Origin of the sequence: [Brevibacterium] flavum, from assembly GCF_019317305.1 — a bacterium.
Lineage (GTDB): Bacteria > Actinomycetota > Actinomycetes > Mycobacteriales > Mycobacteriaceae > Corynebacterium > Corynebacterium glutamicum.
In genome coordinates, this window is record NZ_CP079240.1 from 1,356,400 (window position 1) to 1,374,189 (window position 17,790).

The window sequence follows — 17,790 nt, forward strand, 5'->3', positions numbered from 1 at the left end:
TTTTGAACAATCCGTACACCAACTCTAGGAGAAAAACAGTGAGCAGAATCTATGACTGTGCCGACCAAGACTCCCGTGCAGCAGGCCTAAAGGCGGCTGTCGATGCAGTCAAAGCCGGTCAGCTCGTTGTCCTTCCCACGGATACCCTTTATGGACTCGGCTGCGACGCTTTCAACAACGAGGCAGTAGCCAACCTTCTGGCCACCAAACACCGTGGCCCCGATATGCCCGTTCCAGTGCTCGTCGGCAGCTGGGACACCATTCAAGGACTTGTGCACTCCTATTCTGCGCAGGCAAAAGCGCTTGTGGAGGCGTTCTGGCCTGGTGGACTGTCCATCATCGTTCCGCAGGCACCAAGCCTTCCGTGGAACCTTGGCGATACCCGTGGCACCGTAATGCTGCGAATGCCACTGCACCCAGTTGCCATTGAATTGCTGCGCCAAACCGGACCAATGGCTGTCTCCTCCGCCAACATCTCCGGACATACTCCTCCAACCACCGTGCTGGAAGCTCGTCAGCAGCTCAACCAAAATGTCGCTGTCTACCTCGACGGTGGCGAATGTGCGCTGGCCACCCCTTCAACCATCGTGGATATTTCAGGCCCTGCACCAAAGATTTTGCGTGAGGGTGCCATCAGCGCAGAACGCGTTGGCGAAGTACTTGGAGTGTCGGCAGAAAGCCTGCGCTAAATGGGAGTCGGTTTCGCGGGAATCCCGCTGCGCGAATTGGGATTGGTTATCCTCGTTGCAGCGGCCATCACGTATCTCAGCACGGGCATCATCCGCACCGTCATGGTGAAAAGTGGTCGCCTCAATGAGATTCGTGAACGAGACGTCCATGTCATCCCCAAACCACGGCTTGGTGGCGTGGCGATGTTCAGTGGATTTCTCGGCGCAGTATTCCTTGCGGACCAGCTTCCCGCCTTGACTCGCGGGTTCATGCCCATCACCCCGGAGATGAATGCCGTTATTTGGGCAGGCTTTGTCATTGTGGTGGTGGGCGCACTGGATGATCTTTTTGATCTTGATGCCATCACTAAATTGGTGGGTCAAGTAATTGGTGCGGTGACTATGAGTTTGCTTGGTCTCACGTGGTCCATCCTCTATGTTCCCTTCGGTGGGGGCACCACATTGCTTCTCGACCAAGTCCAGTCAACAATCTTGACATCCCTGTTCACCGTGGCGTTGATTAATGCTCTGAACTTCGTTGACGGTCTTGACGGCTTGAGTGCCGGCGTAGGAATGATCGCGGGTGCAGCCATCCTGCTGTTCTCCCTGACGATTCTCTTTGACCAAAACGGCGCCGTATCGGCCTATCCGCCGGCCATCATCGCGGCGGCTCTCGTAGGAATTTGCGCGGGAGTTTTGCCCCATAATTTTGAGCCCTCGCGAATATTTATGGGCGATTCCGGTTCCATGCTCATCGGCCTGCTGTTGGCTGCAGCATCGACCTCAGCGTCGGGAAAAATCAACATGAGCCTGTATGGCGCAGCTGATTTTATCGCATTGATCTCACCCATCATCGTTGTTCTCGCCGCCGTGGCCATCCCACTGCTCGACCTCGTGATGGCAGTGGTTAGGCGCGTGGGCAGGGGAGCATCACCCTTTTCTCCGGACAAAATGCATCTGCACCACCGACTGCTGTCCATCGGACACACCCATAGGCGCGTGGTCCTAGTGCTCTACACCTGGGCGAGCGCCGTGGCATTCGGCGCAGTGAGCTTCTCCGTCGTTCCGCCACTGTTTGCCACCGGATCGAGCATCTGTGGCCTCCTCATCGCCGTCGCTGTCACAGCCGTGCCAGTGATGAAAAGCCGGCGAGCCGCCAAACTTGATTAAGTGATTGTCACTTTGGATTGTCATATTGGGCGAATAAACCGGTAGGATTCCCCTTCGTGAGCGCCGAAAATACCGAGAACACAGATTCCCCATTTGAAATCTCCGAGTTTGATGATCACCGACGCCCCCTCCAGCGGGCCCTCAAATTCGGTTCCATCGCCCTAATTGTCTTCACCCTGATCTCCCTGGCGATCTGGGGTGCTACTCGCGGCGTGCCCGGCGTATGGGGAGTTGTTATCGGCGCAGCAGTTGGCGGAGGCTTTGTCCTCTTAACGGCTCTCAGCGTCCTGTTTACAGCTAATTCCAACGTCACCACCACCGGTGCGGTGGTGCTCGGTGGCTGGCTGCTGAAGATCGTTATTCTGATCATCGTGCTTGCAGTCATCAAAGACATGACCTTCTACGACAACACCGCCCTTTTTGTCACAGTGGTGATTGCCTTAGTAGTTGTCCTGCTGACTGAAGTCTGGGGAGTCGTGACCTCTAGGGTTACATACGTCGGATAAGCAATCGGTCATTTCAACGCCCCCACACCCCTTGAAACAGGGGAGTGGGGGCGTTTTAATACCTGCCCCCGCTACCCATTGTTGACTAGGTGAGTGGGCTTAGGTGTCTCAGGGCACAGTAGTCGGACATTAGAGAGCTGCACCGCAGTAAAAGGCCACGATGTAGGAGGTGGGCGGAGTGTCCGTGCTGGGAAACTGGCGGGGAACTTTTAGAGATAACCCTCCGAATTGCTGGCAAATTTCTGATGAAATTTCTCAGCGAAGCCCACATGAACTACCCCCGTTTACCCTCAAAATAAGCCCTGTGACACACATAACACCCCCTAATCGTACCCGCTCACACGCTATTTTCGAGGTGTGGTTCGCCTTCGGAAACGAATGCCCCCGCCCCACTTGGATAAAAGACGAATTCACCTGTTAGTCTATAACGCGGGTTGAACCGAGAAACCCCTCAAGGCAGCAGACAATAGCCGCAAGGGGTTTTGCGGAGCACGTCCCCTGTGATCGTTGCGCTGATGTGCGACGGAGTCCGTAGCGATTACAGCGAGTTTTTCAGACGTCCATCGCACCGTGCACAACAACATTTCAGGTGCACGGCCCGAACACGGGAGAGAACGCTGAGCGTTACAACACTGTCCATGAAGGGCGAATTCCACGCCCCCGATTTGGACAAAGAATTTTTCCCGGGGCACGTAACCGATAGTGGTGAAGTCGTGAACATGCTGTTCACCGATTTCGCTAATGGTTGGTTCGCAATGGACCGCATCGTATTGATCCGTCTTCTTATGACGGCAGTCGTTGTGGTCTTCTTCCTTTGGGCTATGCGCAAGCCAAAGCTTGTTCCGCATGGCGTCCAGAATTTTGCAGAGTACGCACTCGATTTCGTTCGTATTCACATCGCTGAAGACATCCTCGGAAAGAAGGAAGGTCGTCGGTTCCTGCCGATCCTGGCCACCATCTTCTTCGCGGCTCTGTTGATGAACCTTGCAACGATCATCCCGGGACTAAACATCTCCTCCAACTCACGTATTGCATTCCCAATCGTGATGGCGGTAGCTGGTTACATCGCGTTTATCTACGCAGGCTCTAAGCGTTACGGATTCTTCAAATATGTGAAGTCTTCTGTTGTGATTCCGAACATTCCACCAGCACTTCACGTCTTGGTGGTTCCAATTGAGTTCTTCTCTACATTCATCTTGAGGCCAGTCACCCTGGCACTGCGTTTGATGGCCAACTTCCTTGCTGGCCACATCATCCTGGTTCTGCTTTTCTCCGCAACGAACTTCTTCTTCTTCCAGTTCAACGGATGGACAGCAATGTCCGGCGTAACCATCTTGATGGCAGTACTCTTCACGGTTTACGAGATCATTGTTATCTTCCTGCAGGCATACATCTTCGCTCTGCTGGTCGCTGTATACATTGAGCTTTCACTCCACGCGGATTCTCACTAGATGAAAAAGGTCGCTATTAAAAGCTTCTTGCACAAGTCGCCCAGATAGCGAGCGGACCACTCGGTCAACTGAATAACCCCACTAAACACTTCACAGCCCGAACACACGGGCACCAGAAAGGGAACGACACCTCATGAACGAGATCATCCTGGCACAGGACGCAACCGAGTCCACCATCACCGGACTTGGCGCTGTCGGCTACGGCATCGCAACCATCGGACCTGGCCTCGGCATCGGCATCCTGGTTGGTAAGGCTCTCGAGGGTATGGCACGTCAGCCTGAGATGGCTGGACAGCTCCGTACCACCATGTTCCTGGGCATCGCCTTCGTTGAGGCCCTGGCACTGATCGGCCTTGTTGCTGGCTTCCTGTTCTAATCAGCTAACTTAACCGAAAGCTGGTAAACCATGGCGAATTCGATTTACAATTTGGCGCAAGCAGATGCGCTGCCTTTGGAGAGCGGAAACTCAATTCTGTTCCCTCCTCTGTATGACATCGTCTGGTCCCTCATCCCGTTTTTGATCATCCTGATCGTATTTTGGAAGCTTGTTCTTCCGAAGTTCCAGGAGGTCCTGACCGAGCGTGAGGACCGGATCAAGGGAGGCATTCAGCGTGCCGAAGCCGCTCAGGTTGAGGCCAAGGCTGCCCTTGAAAAGTACAACGCACAGCTCGCTGAGGCCCGTACTGAAGCTGCTGAGATCCGTGAGCAGGCGCGCGAGCGCGGCAAGCAGATCGAAGCAGAACTGAAGGACAAGGCTAACGAAGAGAGCAACCGCATCATCGAGTCCGGTAGCAAGCAGCTTCTGGCACAGCGCGAGCAGGTCGTTAACGAACTGCGCCGCGAAATGGGCCAGAACTCCATCAACCTTGCCGAGCACCTTCTTGGAGATCAGCTCTCCGATAACGTGAAGCGCTCTGGCACGATTGATCGCTTCCTCGCTGACCTCGATACCGTGGCACCGAACGGAAAGTAGGCGACATGCACGCAGCAAGCCGCGAGGCACTGGCAAAGGTTTCGTCCGATCTGGACGCTGCTCTAGCAGCAGACAACACCATGGCAGTTGCCGCCCAGGCTGGAACTGAGCTTTTCGACGTCGTCGACATTCTCGACGGCGACCGAGCTCTGCGTGTTGCTGTTGCCGACTCTTCTAAGGACGCACACAGCCGAGTCGGCCTCATTGAGGCTGTCTTCGGTGGAAAAGTGAGCCCATCTGTTCTCGAAGTCCTCAAGGACGCCGCAGAGCAGACCTGGTCCACTCCACGCGAGTTCCGCGCTGGACTAGTCCAACTTGGCCGTCGCGCCCTTCTTCGCTCTGCGGAGAAACAGGGTCAGCTTGGTCAGGTGGAAGATGAACTGTTCCGACTCAGCCGAATCCTGGATCGCGAAAGCAAGCTGACTCAGCTTCTTTCAGATCGCACTCAGGAAATTGGCGGTCGACGTGACCTCCTGGCTAAGGTGCTCTACGGCAAGGTAACTGCTGTTACCGAAGCCCTCGCACTGCAGGCTATTGGTCGCCCTGAGCACAACCCAATTGACGATATCGCAGCTTTGGCTGGCGCTGTAGCAGAGCTACAGGGTCGTTCCGTTGCACATGTCGTTACCGCAGTTGAACTCAACGAGGGACAGCAACAAGCGCTAGCTGAAAAGCTGGGACGTATTTATGGTCGTGCGATGAGCATCCACTCCGAGGTTGATACCAGCCTCCTCGGTGGAATGATCATCCGCGTCGGAGACGAAGTAATTGACGGCAGCACCTCGGGCAAACTCGAGCGTCTGCGGGCAAGCTTCGCATAAAGACACGACGAATTAGACAACATTAGCAATGCTGGAAGAAACAACCGAGAGCAGGAAGAACATGGCGGAGCTGACGATCTCCTCCGATGAGATCCGTAGCGCGATTGCGAACTACACCTCGAGCTACTCCGCGGAGGCCTCCCGTGAGGAGGTCGGCGTGGTTATTTCGGCCGCTGACGGTATCGCCCAGGTTTCGGGCCTCCCGTCAGTAATGGCGAATGAGCTCCTCGAATTCCCGGGCGGCGTCATCGGCGTCGCACAGAACCTTGAAGCTGACCGAGTCGGCGTCGTGGTCCTGGGTAACTACGAGCTACTTAAAGAAGGCGACCAAGTTCGTCGTACTGGAGACGTTCTGTCTATCCCAGTCGGCGAGGCATTCCTTGGCCGCGTTATCAACCCCCTTGGCCAGCCAATTGACGGCCTGGGCGAAATTGCATCCGAAGAGGACCGCGTCCTCGAGCTTCAGGCACCAACCGTGCTTGAGCGCCAGCCTGTCGAGGAGCCTTTGGCAACCGGCATCAAGGCTATCGATGCAATGACCCCAATCGGCCGCGGTCAGCGTCAGCTGATCATTGGTGACCGTAAGACTGGCAAGACCGCAGTCTGTGTCGATACCATCCTTAACCAGAAGGCCAACTGGGAGACCGGCGACAAGACCAAGCAGGTTCGCTGCATCTACGTCGCAATCGGTCAGAAGGGCTCCACCATTGCAGCCCTGCGTAAGACCCTCGAGGAGCAGGGCGCTCTCGAGTACACCACCATCGTGGCTGCACCCGCTTCCGATGCTGCAGGCTTCAAGTGGCTTGCACCATTCGCTGGCGCTGCTCTCGCCCAGCACTGGATGTACCAGGGCAACCACGTCCTGGTCATCTACGATGATCTGACCAAGCAGGCTGAGGCATACCGTGCCATCTCCCTGCTGCTGCGCCGCCCACCAGGCCGCGAAGCATACCCAGGTGACGTCTTCTACCTGCACTCCCGTCTGCTGGAGCGCGCTGCGAAGCTGTCCGATGAACTAGGCGCAGGTTCTATTACAGCACTGCCAATCATTGAGACCAAGGCTAATGACGTTTCCGCCTTCATTCCTACCAACGTGATTTCCATCACCGACGGTCAGGTATTCCTTGAGTCCGACCTGTTCAACCGTGGCATTCGCCCGGCGATCAACGTCGGTGTATCCGTCTCCCGTGTCGGTGGCGCAGCTCAGACCAAGGGTATGAAGAAGGTTGCCGGTTCTCTCCGTCTGGATCTGGCTGCATTCCGCGACCTGGAAGCATTCGCTACCTTCGCATCTGACTTGGATGCTGCATCCAAGTCTCAGCTTGAGCGTGGCCAGCGCCTCGTTCAGCTGTTGATTCAGTCTGAGAACGCACCTCAGGCTGTTGAGTACCAGATCATTTCTCTCTGGCTTGCAGGCGAAGGCGCATTCGACAACGTTCCTGTTGAAGATGTTCGTCGCTTCGAGTCCGAACTGCACGAGTACTTGGGCTCCAACGCTGCACAGGTCTACGAGCAGATCGCTGGTGGTGCTCAGCTTTCCGACGAGTCCAAGGAAACCTTGCTCAAGGCAACCGAAGATTTCAAGAGCGCTTTCCAGACCACCGAGGGCACCCCTGTCATCAACGAGCCTGAGGTTGAAGCACTCGATGCAGGCCAGGTCAAGAAAGACCAGCTCACCGTTTCCCGCAAGGTCAGCAAGAAGTAAGGCAGCGAGCCTACACTAAATGACTGTCCAAGCAACTGAAGGGAGGCGTGTGAACCATGGCAACAATTCGTGAATTGCGTGACCGAATTCGTTCGGTTAACTCAACCAAGAAGATCACCAAGGCTCAAGAGCTCATCGCCACCTCTCGCATCACCAAGGCACAGGGTCGCGTCGCGGCAGCTGCGCCGTACGCCGAGGAAATCCAGCGCGTGCTGGAGCGCCTCGCGTCGGCAAGCTCCCTAGACCACCCAATGCTGCGTGAGCGTGAAGGCGGCAAGCGAGCCGCCGTGCTCGTGGTTACTTCTGACCGCGGCATGGCTGGTGGCTACAACCACAACGTTCTGAAAAAGGCAGCGGAGCTGGAAAAGCTTCTTGCTGAAAGTGGATACGAAGTGGTTCGTTATGTCACCGGCAAAAAGGGCGTCGACTACTACAAGTTCCGCGCTGAAGATGTGGCTGGCGCCTGGACTGGATTCTCACAGGATCCAGACTGGGCAGCTACCCACAACGTGCGCCGTCACCTCATTGATGGTTTCACCGCCAGCTCTGAAGGTGAAGCTGCATGGCGCGAGGGACTGAACCTACCAGAAGGCCAGGATATCCAGGGCTTCGACCAGGTTCACGTGGTCTACACCGAGTTCATCTCCATGCTGACTCAAAACCCAGTAGTGCACCAACTGCTGCCTGTTGAGCCAGTCATCGAAGATGAAATTTTCGAAAAAGGCGAGGATCTGCTGTCCTCTTCCGGCGAAGTCGAACCCGACTACGAGTTCGAGCCGGATGCAGACACTCTGCTTGAGGCACTGCTTCCGCAGTACGTCTCTCGTAGGCTGTTCTCCATCTTCTTGGAGGCTGCAGCTGCAGAGTCCGCTTCACGTCGAAACGCGATGAAGTCTGCGACTGACAACGCTACGGAACTGGTCAAGGACCTGTCCCGTGTGGCCAACCAGGCACGTCAGGCACAGATCACCCAGGAAATCACAGAGATTGTTGGTGGCGCAGGCGCGCTCGCCGACAGCGGAGAAAGTGACTAATTATGACTACAGCTCTTGAAGAGCAGAACGCACAGCAGGCAGCCACTGCCGGCCGTGTCGTGCGTGTCATTGGTGCGGTCGTCGACGTGGAGTTTCCCCGCGGCGAGCTGCCAGCACTGTACAACGCACTTACTGTAGAGGTAACCCTCGAATCAGTTAAGAAGACCGTTGTTCTCGAGGTTGCTCAGCACCTCGGCGACAACCTCATCCGCACCATCGCTATGGCACCAACCGACGGACTTGTCCGCGGTGCTGCTGTAACCGATACTGCACGCCCAATTTCCGTACCAGTGGGCGATGTTGTTAAGGGCCACGTATTCAACGCTTTGGGCGACTGCCTAGACGACGTTTCCCTGAACAACAACCCAGAGATCGAGCGTTGGGGCATCCACCGCGAGCCACCATCATTCGATCAGCTTGAGGGTAAGACCGAGATCCTGGAAACAGGCATCAAGGTTATCGACCTTCTCACCCCTTACGTTAAGGGTGGAAAGATCGGCCTCTTCGGTGGTGCAGGTGTGGGTAAGACCGTTCTTATCCAGGAAATGATCACCCGTATTGCACGTGAGTTCTCCGGTACTTCCGTGTTCGCAGGTGTTGGTGAGCGTACCCGTGAGGGCACCGACCTCTTCCTCGAAATGGAAGAAATGGGCGTTCTCCAGGACACCGCCCTGGTGTTCGGCCAGATGGATGAGCCACCAGGAGTCCGTATGCGCGTGGCTCTGTCCGGCCTGACCATGGCGGAGTACTTCCGAGATGTTCAGAACCAGGACGTGCTGCTGTTCATCGACAACATCTTCCGTTTCACCCAGGCAGGTTCTGAGGTTTCCACCCTTCTGGGTCGTATGCCTTCCGCCGTGGGTTACCAGCCAACCCTGGCTGACGAGATGGGTGTTCTCCAGGAGCGCATTACCTCCACCAAGGGCCGTTCGATTACCTCTCTGCAGGCCGTTTACGTTCCTGCCGATGACTACACCGACCCGGCTCCAGCGACCACCTTCGCTCACTTGGATGCAACCACCGAGCTTGACCGCTCCATTGCTTCCAAGGGTATTTACCCAGCAGTGAACCCACTGACCTCCACCTCTCGTATTCTCGAGCCAGCAATCGTTGGTGAGCGTCACTACGAGGTTTCTCAGCGTGTCATCGGCATTCTGCAGAAGAACAAGGAACTTCAGGACATCATCGCCATCCTTGGTATGGACGAGCTTTCTGAAGAGGACAAGATCACCGTTGCACGTGCGCGTCGCATCGAGCGCTTCCTGGGTCAGAACTTCTTCGTTGCAGAGAAGTTCACCGGTCTTCCTGGCTCCTACGTGCCACTGACCGACACCGTCGACGCTTTCGAGCGTATTTGCAACGGCGACTTCGACCACTACCCAGAGCAGGCTTTCAACGGCCTCGGTGGTTTGGACGATGTCGAAGCTGCATACAAGAAGCTGACCGGAAAGTAAGGTAGAGACACATGGCTGAAATCACCGTTGAACTGGTGTCTGTAGAGCGCATGCTGTGGGCCGGCCAGGCCTCCATCGTGACTGCACAGACCACCGAGGGTGAGATCGGCGTGCTGCCCGATCACGAGCCTCTTCTCGGCCAATTGGTTGAGAACGGTGTCGTGACCATCCAGCCGATCGACGGCGAAAAGCTTATCGCCGGCGTTTCGGATGGATTCCTCTCCGTATCCAAGGAAAAGGTGACGATCCTCGCGGACTTCGCCGTCTGGGCGAATGAGGTTGATACCGCATCCGCCGAGGCTGACCTTAATTCGGACGACGAGCTGGCCAAGGCACACGCCGAGGCTGGGCTGCGCGCGGTCCGCCGCAGCAGCGAAGGTCTCTAAACCTCCGTTTAGCTGAAGTAGTAAAACCCGCTGATATTTCTAAATGAAGTATCAGCGGGTTTTGGTATTTCTGGGTGTCGCATTAGCCCCGCTGTGGGGGTGATTTATTGGGAGTACCTAGGTTCCTGACAACCTATGATCCTTGACCTCGGCAGGATCAACGACGGCGGTTTCACGCCAGGCGACATTGTGAGTAGGATCGTCTAAAATCGTTTTCTTATCGCAGGAAGGACTCAAAAAGGCCGTGGAATATTTGACCTGGGGTTTGGTGATTGTTGCAGTGTCGGCAGTTCTTCTTGCTGCCTGGCGGTTTTTCACCTTACGTTCTCGGGGAACCACTGTGATTCTGCGTGAGTTGCCACAAAGCGGTGTGCATGGCTGGCGCCATGGATCATTTCGCTACAACGGCAACGACTTGGAGTACTTCAAGCTGCGCTCTTTGTCTCCCATGGCTGACCTTATTTTGAACCGCCTTTCAGTAACTTTGCTTGATCGTAGAGATCCAGCTGCTGATGAGGCGGTTTTTATGTCTCAAGGCTTAAAAATTCTGCACATTAAATCCAAAAATGATCAGATTGAATTAGCTTTGGACGCCCACGGGGAGATGGCGTTTACTGCCTGGTTGGAAGCAGCACCAGATGCGCGGGCGGAGCATTCATTGAATCCACGTGATTTCAACCGCTTTCGAGCCAGCAAAGACACCCGCAAAAACCGCTAAGTAGACGTCATTGTTATGGTGGGTGCATGCGTTTAGTCATCGCCCGTTGCTCAGTTGATTATGTTGGCCGTTTGGAAGCTCATCTTCCGTCCGCCGATCGCCTTTTGATGGTTAAGGCGGATGGTTCTGTATCCATCCATGCCGATGACCGTGCCTATAAGCCACTGAACTGGATGACACCTCCATGTTCTTTAGTTGAAACTCCCATCACTGATGAAGATGGTGAGGCAACAGGTGAGAGCCTGTGGGTTGTGGAGAACAAGAAGGGGGAGCAGCTCCGCATTACCGTGGAGAAGATCCATTCGGAGCAGAACTTCGACCTTGGTGAGGATCCAGGTCTGGTTAAAGATGGCGTGGAAGACCATCTGCAAGAGCTTCTTGCAGAGCACATCACTACGTTGGGTGATGGGTACACATTGATTCGTCGGGAGTATCCAACAGCTATTGGGCCTGTCGATATTTTGTGTCGCAACTCTGACGGCGAGACTGTCGCTGTGGAGATCAAGCGTCGTGGTGGCATCGACGGCGTTGAGCAGTTGACCAGGTATTTGGAATTGCTCAACCGTGATGAATTGCTCAAGCCTGTTCATGGAGTGTTTGCAGCCCAGGAGATTAAGCCTCAGGCAAAGACTCTCGCGGAGGATCGTGGCATCAAGTGCGTGACGTTGGATTATCAAGCGCTTCGTGGCATTGAGTCCAATGAGCTGACATTGTTCTAAGAACATGGGCCGAAAAAATAGAAGAACCAATATTCAGCCAGCTAGGGATCTGCCGGTCGATGGTACCTCCTATTGGGGAACTCAAACTCAGGAGGGCCCTAGCTGGACGTTTGGTGAGCCGTATTTGGTGAGACAGATTGGTTCATCGGCGGCGAAGAAGTTTTATATTTGTCCCGGATGTAACCAGAACATTCCGCCGGGTGTAGCTCATATCGTGGCGTGGCCGAAGGAAGCCGGCGGGCGCGCTGATGATCGCCGACACTGGCACAAACCTTGCTGGGAGCGTCGATAAGCAATTAGCTTTGAGGCTGCGTGATCTCGAGCAGCACGCCGCCCGCGTCCTTGGGGTGCAGGAAGTTGATGCGGGCACCGCCGGTGCCGTTTTTGGGTTCGGGGTAGAGCAGGCGCACGCCTTGGCTGCGCAGGTGCTCGGAGAGCGCATCGATGTTGTTGGTGCGCAGGCACATTTGCTGGATGCCGGGACCTTTCTTTTCGAGGAATTTGGCGATTGTGGAGTCCTCGTTGAGCGGCGCGATGAGCTGAATCATGCCTTCTGTGCTTTTAATGTCTTTGGGGCCGATCATGGCCTCTGAAATGCCTTGTTCCTCATTGATTTCTTGGTGGTGGTTTACCCAGCCGAATGCGGAACGGTAAAATTCGATGGCTTCCTCGAGGTCAGGGACGGCGATGCCAACATGATCGAGGCAGATGACGTATTCGTGGGGGATATTCAAAGACTGTTCGGTAGACATGGCTTAATTTTAGACATAGCAGGTGGGGGAATATTGAGGATTGGGCAAGCTAGTCATCACATGCCAACCCCAAGGTAGGGTGGCAGATATGATTGTTGCTTTTTCTGTAGCCCCGACTGTTACTGATAATCCAGATGCTGAGATGGCCGATGCGGTCACGGAGGCGATTCGAATCGTCCGCGCATCGGGTCTGCCTAATGAAACTAACGCGATGTTCACGCTCATTGAGGGGGAGTGGGATGAGGTGATGGCGGTGATTAAGGAGGCCACTGAGGCGATCTCTAGGGTATCTCCGCGAACATCGTTGGTAATTAAGGCTGATATTCGTCCGGGACACACTGGCCAATTGACGAGGAAGGTGGAGGCGGTGGAGGAACGCCTAGCTAGGGATTAGCTTTGTACTTAAACTTGTTGTTTTTAAGTGGATTTCCACAAAGTGTTAGAAAAAGTCATTCGAGAAGAAGGCGTGAGTTTTAATCGTGACGTCCCCGCATAATTTTGTCAGTGGTGCTATTGATCTGGGTGAGGTGAAAGCGCGTGCGGATGCGCGCCAGAAGGCCCATGAGCAGGGGCCGGTAACTCAGGGCATTGCTAGTTCCCTTGATGTGACCATGGAGAACCTGGAGAATGAGGTGCTGCGTCGTTCCACGCAGGTTCCGGTGATTGTTCTCGTGGGTACCCCGCGCAGCCCTGATTCGGAGCAGTTGAAGTCGGATCTGACCACGCTTGCTGCTGAAAGTGGCAGGAAGTTCATTTTCGGTTATGTCAATGCTGATACCGATGCTGATGTGGCCCAGGTGTTTGGGGTGCAGGGCTTGCCGTCGGTGATTGCTGTGGCAGCGGGACGCCCTCTGGCTGATTTCCAGGGCGGACAGCCAGCGGATGCACTAAAGCAGTGGACTGATCAGGTGGTTCAGGCTGTGGGTGGACAGCTGGAAGGACTGCCAGAGGAGGCCGCAGACGGCGAACAAGAAGAAGCTCCTGTGGAAGATCCCCGCTTCGATGCTGCCACTGATGCTCTAAACCGTGGCGCTTTCGATGAGGCGATTGCGGTTTATGAGTCCATTTTGGCGCAGGAGCCAAACAATGCTGATGCGAAGCAGGCACGCGATACCGCAAAGCTGTTGGGCCGGCTTGCCACGGTGGATCCTTCGGTGGATGTTATCGCTGCTGCAGATGCTGATCCAACAAACGTTGATCTGGCCTACACAGCAGCGGACGCGGCTGTTGTTGCGGGTGATCCTGAGGCTGCCTTTGATCGTTTGATTGCTCTGCTGACCATCAGCGCGGGCGATCAGAAGAATCAGGTGAAGGAACGTTTGCTGGAGCTGTTTGGCATGTTTGAGACCGCCGATCCAGGTGTGCTGCAGGCGCGAGGAAAGATGGCCAGCGCGCTGTTCTAAAACCACTCTCAATCCAGAAAAATATAGACCGCTTAGTCTTTTCCAGGACTAAGTGGTCTACATTTTTACCCAAAATGCCAGCTCACACAATAGACACTTCGGTCTATATACCTGCCACCTTCGCGCCCTGCAAATCCCCACACTACTTATATCCAGCCCGAAAATAATACTTCTCTCTAGACGAAGCGGTCTGTTTAAGTATGTGCCATGACATTAACTTTCCATTGGTTCCTATCCACTTCAGGCGATTCCCGCGGCATCATCGGCGGCGGTCACGGTGCAGAAAAATCCGGCACCTCCCGCGAATTGAGCCACAGCTACCTCAAGCAGTTGGCGTTAGCTGCCGAGACCAACGGTTTTGAATCTGTCCTGACACCAACGGGCACGTGGTGCGAAGATGCGTGGATTACTGACGCTTCTTTGATTGAGGCGACAAAACGCTTGAAGTTCCTCGTTGCGCTTCGCCCTGGGCAGATTGGACCTACGCTGTCTGCTCAAATGGCTTCTACTTTCCAGCGTCTGTCTGACAACCGTTTGCTGATCAATGTGGTCACCGGTGGGGAAGATGCGGAGCAGCGTGCGTTTGGTGATTTCCTGAACAAGGAGGAGCGCTACACCCGCACCGGAGAATTCTTGGATATCGTGAGCCGCTTGTGGCGAGGCGAAACCGTCACACATCTCGGTGAGCACCTGCAGGTGGAGCAAGCTAGCCTTGCGCATCCGCCAGAGATTATTCCGGAGATTCTTTTTGGTGGATCGTCGCCAGCTGCAGGTGAGGTGGCTGCACGTTATGCGGACACCTATCTCACGTGGGGTGAAACTCCCGATCAGGTGGCGCAGAAAATCAACTGGATCAACGAGCTAGCAGCACAGCGCGGCCGGGAACTGCGCCATGGAATCCGCTTCCATGTGATCACCCGCGATACGTCTGAAGAAGCATGGGCGGTGGCAGAGAAGTTGATTAGCGGGGTCACTCCAGAACAGGTCGCTAAGGCTCAAGCCGGGTTTGCAACGTCTAAGTCGGAGGGGCAGCGCCGGATGGCTGAGCTGCATAGCAAGGGTCGTGCCTTTACTAGTGGCTCAACTGCTCGTGATCTGGAGGTGTATCCCAATGTGTGGGCAGGCGTCGGTTTGCTTCGCGGAGGTGCAGGAACAGCCCTTGTGGGCTCGCATGAAGAGGTAGCCGATCGCATCGAAGAATACGCAGCACTCGGCTTGGATCAGTTTGTACTGTCGGGTTATCCAAACTTGGAGGAGGCCTTCCACTTCGGTGAGGGTGTCATTCCGGAGCTGCTGCGCCGCGGTGTGGATATCAAAAATCAAGAATCACGAGTTTTGGAACCTGTTGGGTAAACGGGAAGAACGAGACGTCGATAAGCAAATTTCTTAAGGAACCTGACATGACTACAACCTTGACTCGCCCCAAAATCGCGCTGCCCGCGCGCATCTATTCACCGCTTGCGGTGCTGGTCGTTTGGCAGCTCGGCTCGAGCCTGGGCGCCATCCCGGAGCGGATTCTGCCGGCACCCACCACGATCTTGGCCGCCGGCTGGGAGGTCGCCACAAACGGCACGCTTCTCGACGCACTCCTCGTCTCAAGCCAACGCGTCCTTCTAGGCTTCGCCCTCGGTGCTGTCCTAGGCATTTCCCTAGGTGTATTGACAGGCATGTCCAGATTTGCCGACACCGCCGTTGATCCGCTCATTCAAGCTGCCCGCGCGCTGCCTCACCTGGGTCTTGTGCCGCTGTTTATCATCTGGTTCGGTATCGGTGAGCTGCCGAAAGTACTGATTATTAGCCTCGGCGTGCTGTATCCGCTGTACCTCAACACCGCCAGCGGGTTCAGACAAATTGATCCAAAGCTTCTGGAAGCCGGCCACGTGATGGGCTTCGGATTTTTCCAGAGGTTGCGGACCATCATCATTCCTTCTGCCGCGCCGCAACTTTTTGTCGGCCTGCGCCAAGCAAGTGCGGCCGCCTGGCTCTCACTGATCGTGGCGGAACAGGTCAACGCCCGCGAAGGACTCGGCTTCCTCATCAACAATGCGCGCGATTTTTACCGCACCGACCTCGTTGTTTTCGGCCTCATTGTCTACGCCACCCTCGGTCTGCTGTCTGAAGCGCTGATCAGAGCTTGGGAACGTCACACCTTCCGCTACCGAAACGCATAAGAAAGTTGCTCGCCATGACTGCCACATTGTCACTCAAACCCGCAGCCACCGTCCGTGGATTGCGCAAATCATACGGAACTAAAGAAGTCCTCCAAGGAATCGACCTCACCATCAACCGCGGCGAAGTAACCGCGCTGATCGGACGCTCAGGTTCAGGAAAATCCACCATCCTGCGCGTGTTGGCGGGCCTATCTAAAGAGCATTCCGGCTCTGTAGAAATTTCCGGAAACCCGGCCGTTGCCTTCCAGGAGCCTCGCCTGTTGCCGTGGAAAACGGTGCTTGATAATGTGGCCTTTGGCCTCAACCGCACTGATATTTCCTGGTCAGAAGCACAAGAACGCGCCTCGGCACTGCTTGCAGAAGTCAACCTTCCCGACTCCGACGCCGCCTGGCCCCTCACGCTCTCCGGCGGCCAAGCCCAGCGCGTCTCCCTTGCGCGAGCGCTCATCTCCGAGCCAGAGCTTTTGCTTCTCGACGAACCCTTCGGCGCCCTCGATGCTCTGACAAGACTGACAGCCCAAGACCTGCTGCTCAAAACCGTGGACACCCGAAACTTGGGAGTTCTGCTGGTCACCCATGATGTTTCCGAGGCCATCGCCCTGGCCGACCACGTCCTTCTTCTTGACGACGGCGCCATCACACACAGTTTGACTGTAGATATCCCCGGCGATCGCCGCACCCACCCCTCCTTTGCCTCCTACACCGCTCAACTCCTTGAGTGGCTCGAAATCACCACACCTGCCTAGAAAGAAATCATGAAATTTAAGAAAATCGCCCTCGTTCTCGCCTTCGGTCTAGGCCTTGCATCCTGCTCATCAGCTTCTGGCGATCCCGCCACCAACGCCGATGGATCCATCGATCTGAGCAAAGTAACCCTTAACATCGGTGATCAAATCGCCGGAACAGAACAAGTGCTCCAAGCTTCAGGGGAGCTAGATGATGTCCCTTATAAAATCGAATGGTCATCATTTACCTCTGGGCCACCCCAAATCGAAGCACTAAACGCAGGTCAAATTGATTTCGCGATCACCGGAAACACCCCACCGATCATCGGCGGCCCCACCAACACCAAAGTGGTCTCCGCCTACAACAACGATGCTTTAGGTGATGTCATCTTGGTCGCCCCGGATTCTTCAATAACCTCGGTGGCTGACCTTGCTGGAAAGAAAGTGGCTGTCGCCCGCGGATCCAGCGCCCACGGACACCTCATCCAACAACTAGAAAAAGCAGGCGTGAGCGTTGACGACGTAGAAATCAACCTCCTCCAACCCTCCGACGCCAAAGCCGCTTTCCAAAACGGCCAGGTAGATGCGTGGGCAGTGTGGGATCCCTACAGCTCACAGGCGGAACTGGAAGGAGCTCAAGTTTTGGTCAGGGGAGCGGGACTGGTCAGTGGGCACGGATTTGGTGTCGCAAGTGATGAAGCGCTCGATGACCCCGCAAAGGAAGCCGCCTTGGCAGATTTCCTCGATCGCGTGGCCGACTCTTATGAATGGGCTGAAGACAACACCGATGAATGGGCGACGATTTTCAGCCAAGAATCCGGCTTTGATCCGGAGGCCTCTCAACTGAACACCCGCAGCCTGCGCCACCAGGTGCCGCTCGACGAATTAGTGAACACCTACCAGAATGCGCTTATCGACGCGTTCGTCTCCGCGGGACTCGTTGAGGACTTTAATTTCGAGGACACCGTAGACACCCGATTTGAGGGCTAAGTATGTCTGAGTATGGCAAAGGGGCGTTGAGGTGCTCAGACGGCCATACAAAGCATCGTAGTTTGTGCATATGAGGGCTGCTTTTTGCCGCTGTGAGTTGGCTGTTCAAGAATCCGTCCTCGGGTTGGGGAGAGGGGCTGAAAC

21 protein-coding genes are annotated in these 17,790 nt (G+C 55.4%); 20 read left to right on the forward strand and 1 reads right to left on the reverse strand.

Annotation, left to right across the window (positions count from 1 at the left end; translation table 11 throughout):
• Window positions 1-38: 38 nt before the first annotated feature.
• The 14 genes from KW808_RS06570 (at window position 39) to KW808_RS06635 (ending at window position 11,897) form a co-directional block, all read left to right on the forward strand.
• Window positions 39-689: an L-threonylcarbamoyladenylate synthase gene (locus KW808_RS06570; RefSeq protein WP_003861324.1), complete on the forward strand. Its 651-nt coding sequence runs from the start codon at window positions 39-41 to the stop codon at window positions 687-689.
• Window positions 690-1,838: an MraY family glycosyltransferase gene (locus KW808_RS06575; protein WP_003861326.1), complete on the forward strand. Its 1,149-nt coding sequence runs from the start codon at window positions 690-692 to the stop codon at window positions 1,836-1,838.
• 56 nt (window positions 1,839-1,894) lie between these two features.
• Window positions 1,895-2,344: a Cg1360 family ATP-synthase-associated protein gene (locus tag KW808_RS06580; protein WP_003854858.1), complete on the forward strand. Its 450-nt coding sequence runs from the start codon at window positions 1,895-1,897 to the stop codon at window positions 2,342-2,344.
• A gap of 638 nt (window positions 2,345-2,982) precedes the next feature.
• Window positions 2,983-3,795, forward strand: a complete 813-nt coding sequence (gene atpB / locus KW808_RS06585; protein ID WP_003854856.1) for a F0F1 ATP synthase subunit A — start codon at window positions 2,983-2,985, stop codon at window positions 3,793-3,795.
• Between the two features lie 133 nt (window positions 3,796-3,928).
• Entirely contained in the window at window positions 3,929-4,171 is a 243-nt protein-coding gene (locus tag KW808_RS06590; RefSeq protein ID WP_003854855.1) for an ATP synthase F0 subunit C, read from the forward strand.
• A gap of 30 nt (window positions 4,172-4,201) precedes the next feature.
• Window positions 4,202-4,768 (forward strand): F0F1 ATP synthase subunit B, encoded by a 567-nt coding sequence (locus tag KW808_RS06595; protein WP_003861329.1) that lies wholly within the window; start codon window positions 4,202-4,204, stop codon window positions 4,766-4,768.
• Between the two features lie 5 nt (window positions 4,769-4,773).
• Entirely contained in the window at window positions 4,774-5,589 is an 816-nt protein-coding gene (locus KW808_RS06600; protein WP_003854845.1) for a F0F1 ATP synthase subunit delta, read from the forward strand.
• A gap of 61 nt (window positions 5,590-5,650) precedes the next feature.
• Window positions 5,651-7,294 (forward strand): F0F1 ATP synthase subunit alpha, encoded by a 1,644-nt coding sequence (gene atpA / locus KW808_RS06605; RefSeq protein WP_003861332.1) that lies wholly within the window; start codon window positions 5,651-5,653, stop codon window positions 7,292-7,294.
• Window positions 7,295-7,350: 56 nt separating this feature from the next.
• Window positions 7,351-8,328 (forward strand): F0F1 ATP synthase subunit gamma, encoded by a 978-nt coding sequence (locus KW808_RS06610; RefSeq protein WP_003861334.1) that lies wholly within the window; start codon window positions 7,351-7,353, stop codon window positions 8,326-8,328.
• A 2-nt stretch (window positions 8,329-8,330) separates the two neighbouring features.
• Entirely contained in the window at window positions 8,331-9,782 is a 1,452-nt protein-coding gene (gene atpD, locus KW808_RS06615; protein WP_003854838.1) for a F0F1 ATP synthase subunit beta, read from the forward strand.
• Window positions 9,783-9,793: 11 nt separating this feature from the next.
• Window positions 9,794-10,168 (forward strand): F0F1 ATP synthase subunit epsilon, encoded by a 375-nt coding sequence (locus tag KW808_RS06620; RefSeq protein ID WP_003861337.1) that lies wholly within the window; start codon window positions 9,794-9,796, stop codon window positions 10,166-10,168.
• Window positions 10,169-10,412: 244 nt separating this feature from the next.
• The gene (locus KW808_RS06625; protein WP_003854831.1) at window positions 10,413-10,886 is read left to right on the forward strand and encodes a DUF2550 domain-containing protein; all 474 of its coding nucleotides are present in this window, start codon (window positions 10,413-10,415) and stop codon (window positions 10,884-10,886) included.
• Window positions 10,887-10,912: 26 nt separating this feature from the next.
• Window positions 10,913-11,605: an endonuclease NucS gene (gene nucS / locus KW808_RS06630; RefSeq protein WP_003854828.1), complete on the forward strand. Its 693-nt coding sequence runs from the start codon at window positions 10,913-10,915 to the stop codon at window positions 11,603-11,605.
• Window positions 11,606-11,609: 4 nt separating this feature from the next.
• Window positions 11,610-11,897 carry an Rv1322 family protein gene (locus KW808_RS06635; protein WP_011014206.1) on the forward strand — a complete coding sequence of 96 codons (288 nt, stop codon included), beginning with the start codon at window positions 11,610-11,612 and terminating at the stop codon, window positions 11,895-11,897.
• Window positions 11,898-11,901: 4 nt separating this feature from the next.
• On the opposite strand, the gene mce is transcribed toward KW808_RS06635, so the two are convergent.
• Window positions 11,902-12,357, reverse strand: a complete 456-nt coding sequence (gene mce, locus KW808_RS06640; protein WP_003854826.1) for a methylmalonyl-CoA epimerase — start codon at window positions 12,355-12,357, stop codon at window positions 11,902-11,904.
• A gap of 88 nt (window positions 12,358-12,445) precedes the next feature.
• Here mce and KW808_RS06645 point away from each other — a divergent pair, with 88 nt between their 5' ends.
• The 6 genes from KW808_RS06645 to KW808_RS06670 all read left to right on the forward strand — a co-directional run bounded on the left by KW808_RS06645 (window position 12,446) and on the right by KW808_RS06670 (window position 17,646).
• Complete coding sequence (locus KW808_RS06645) at window positions 12,446-12,751, forward strand: thiamine-binding protein (protein WP_003854825.1); 306 nt, start codon at window positions 12,446-12,448, stop codon at window positions 12,749-12,751.
• A gap of 85 nt (window positions 12,752-12,836) precedes the next feature.
• Window positions 12,837-13,760, forward strand: a complete 924-nt coding sequence (locus KW808_RS06650) for a thioredoxin family protein (protein ID WP_003861342.1) — start codon at window positions 12,837-12,839, stop codon at window positions 13,758-13,760.
• A 207-nt stretch (window positions 13,761-13,967) separates the two neighbouring features.
• Window positions 13,968-15,113 (forward strand): LLM class flavin-dependent oxidoreductase, encoded by a 1,146-nt coding sequence (locus KW808_RS06655; RefSeq protein ID WP_003861344.1) that lies wholly within the window; start codon window positions 13,968-13,970, stop codon window positions 15,111-15,113.
• Window positions 15,114-15,160: 47 nt separating this feature from the next.
• On the forward strand, window positions 15,161-15,931 hold the full coding sequence (locus tag KW808_RS06660; RefSeq protein ID WP_003861347.1) for an ABC transporter permease: 771 nt from the start codon (window positions 15,161-15,163) through the stop codon (window positions 15,929-15,931).
• A 14-nt stretch (window positions 15,932-15,945) separates the two neighbouring features.
• Complete coding sequence (locus KW808_RS06665; protein ID WP_003861349.1) at window positions 15,946-16,677, forward strand: ABC transporter ATP-binding protein; 732 nt, start codon at window positions 15,946-15,948, stop codon at window positions 16,675-16,677.
• Window positions 16,678-16,686: 9 nt separating this feature from the next.
• Window positions 16,687-17,646, forward strand: a complete 960-nt coding sequence (locus KW808_RS06670) for an ABC transporter substrate-binding protein (RefSeq protein ID WP_003854814.1) — start codon at window positions 16,687-16,689, stop codon at window positions 17,644-17,646.
• Window positions 17,647-17,790 lie beyond the last annotated feature (144 nt).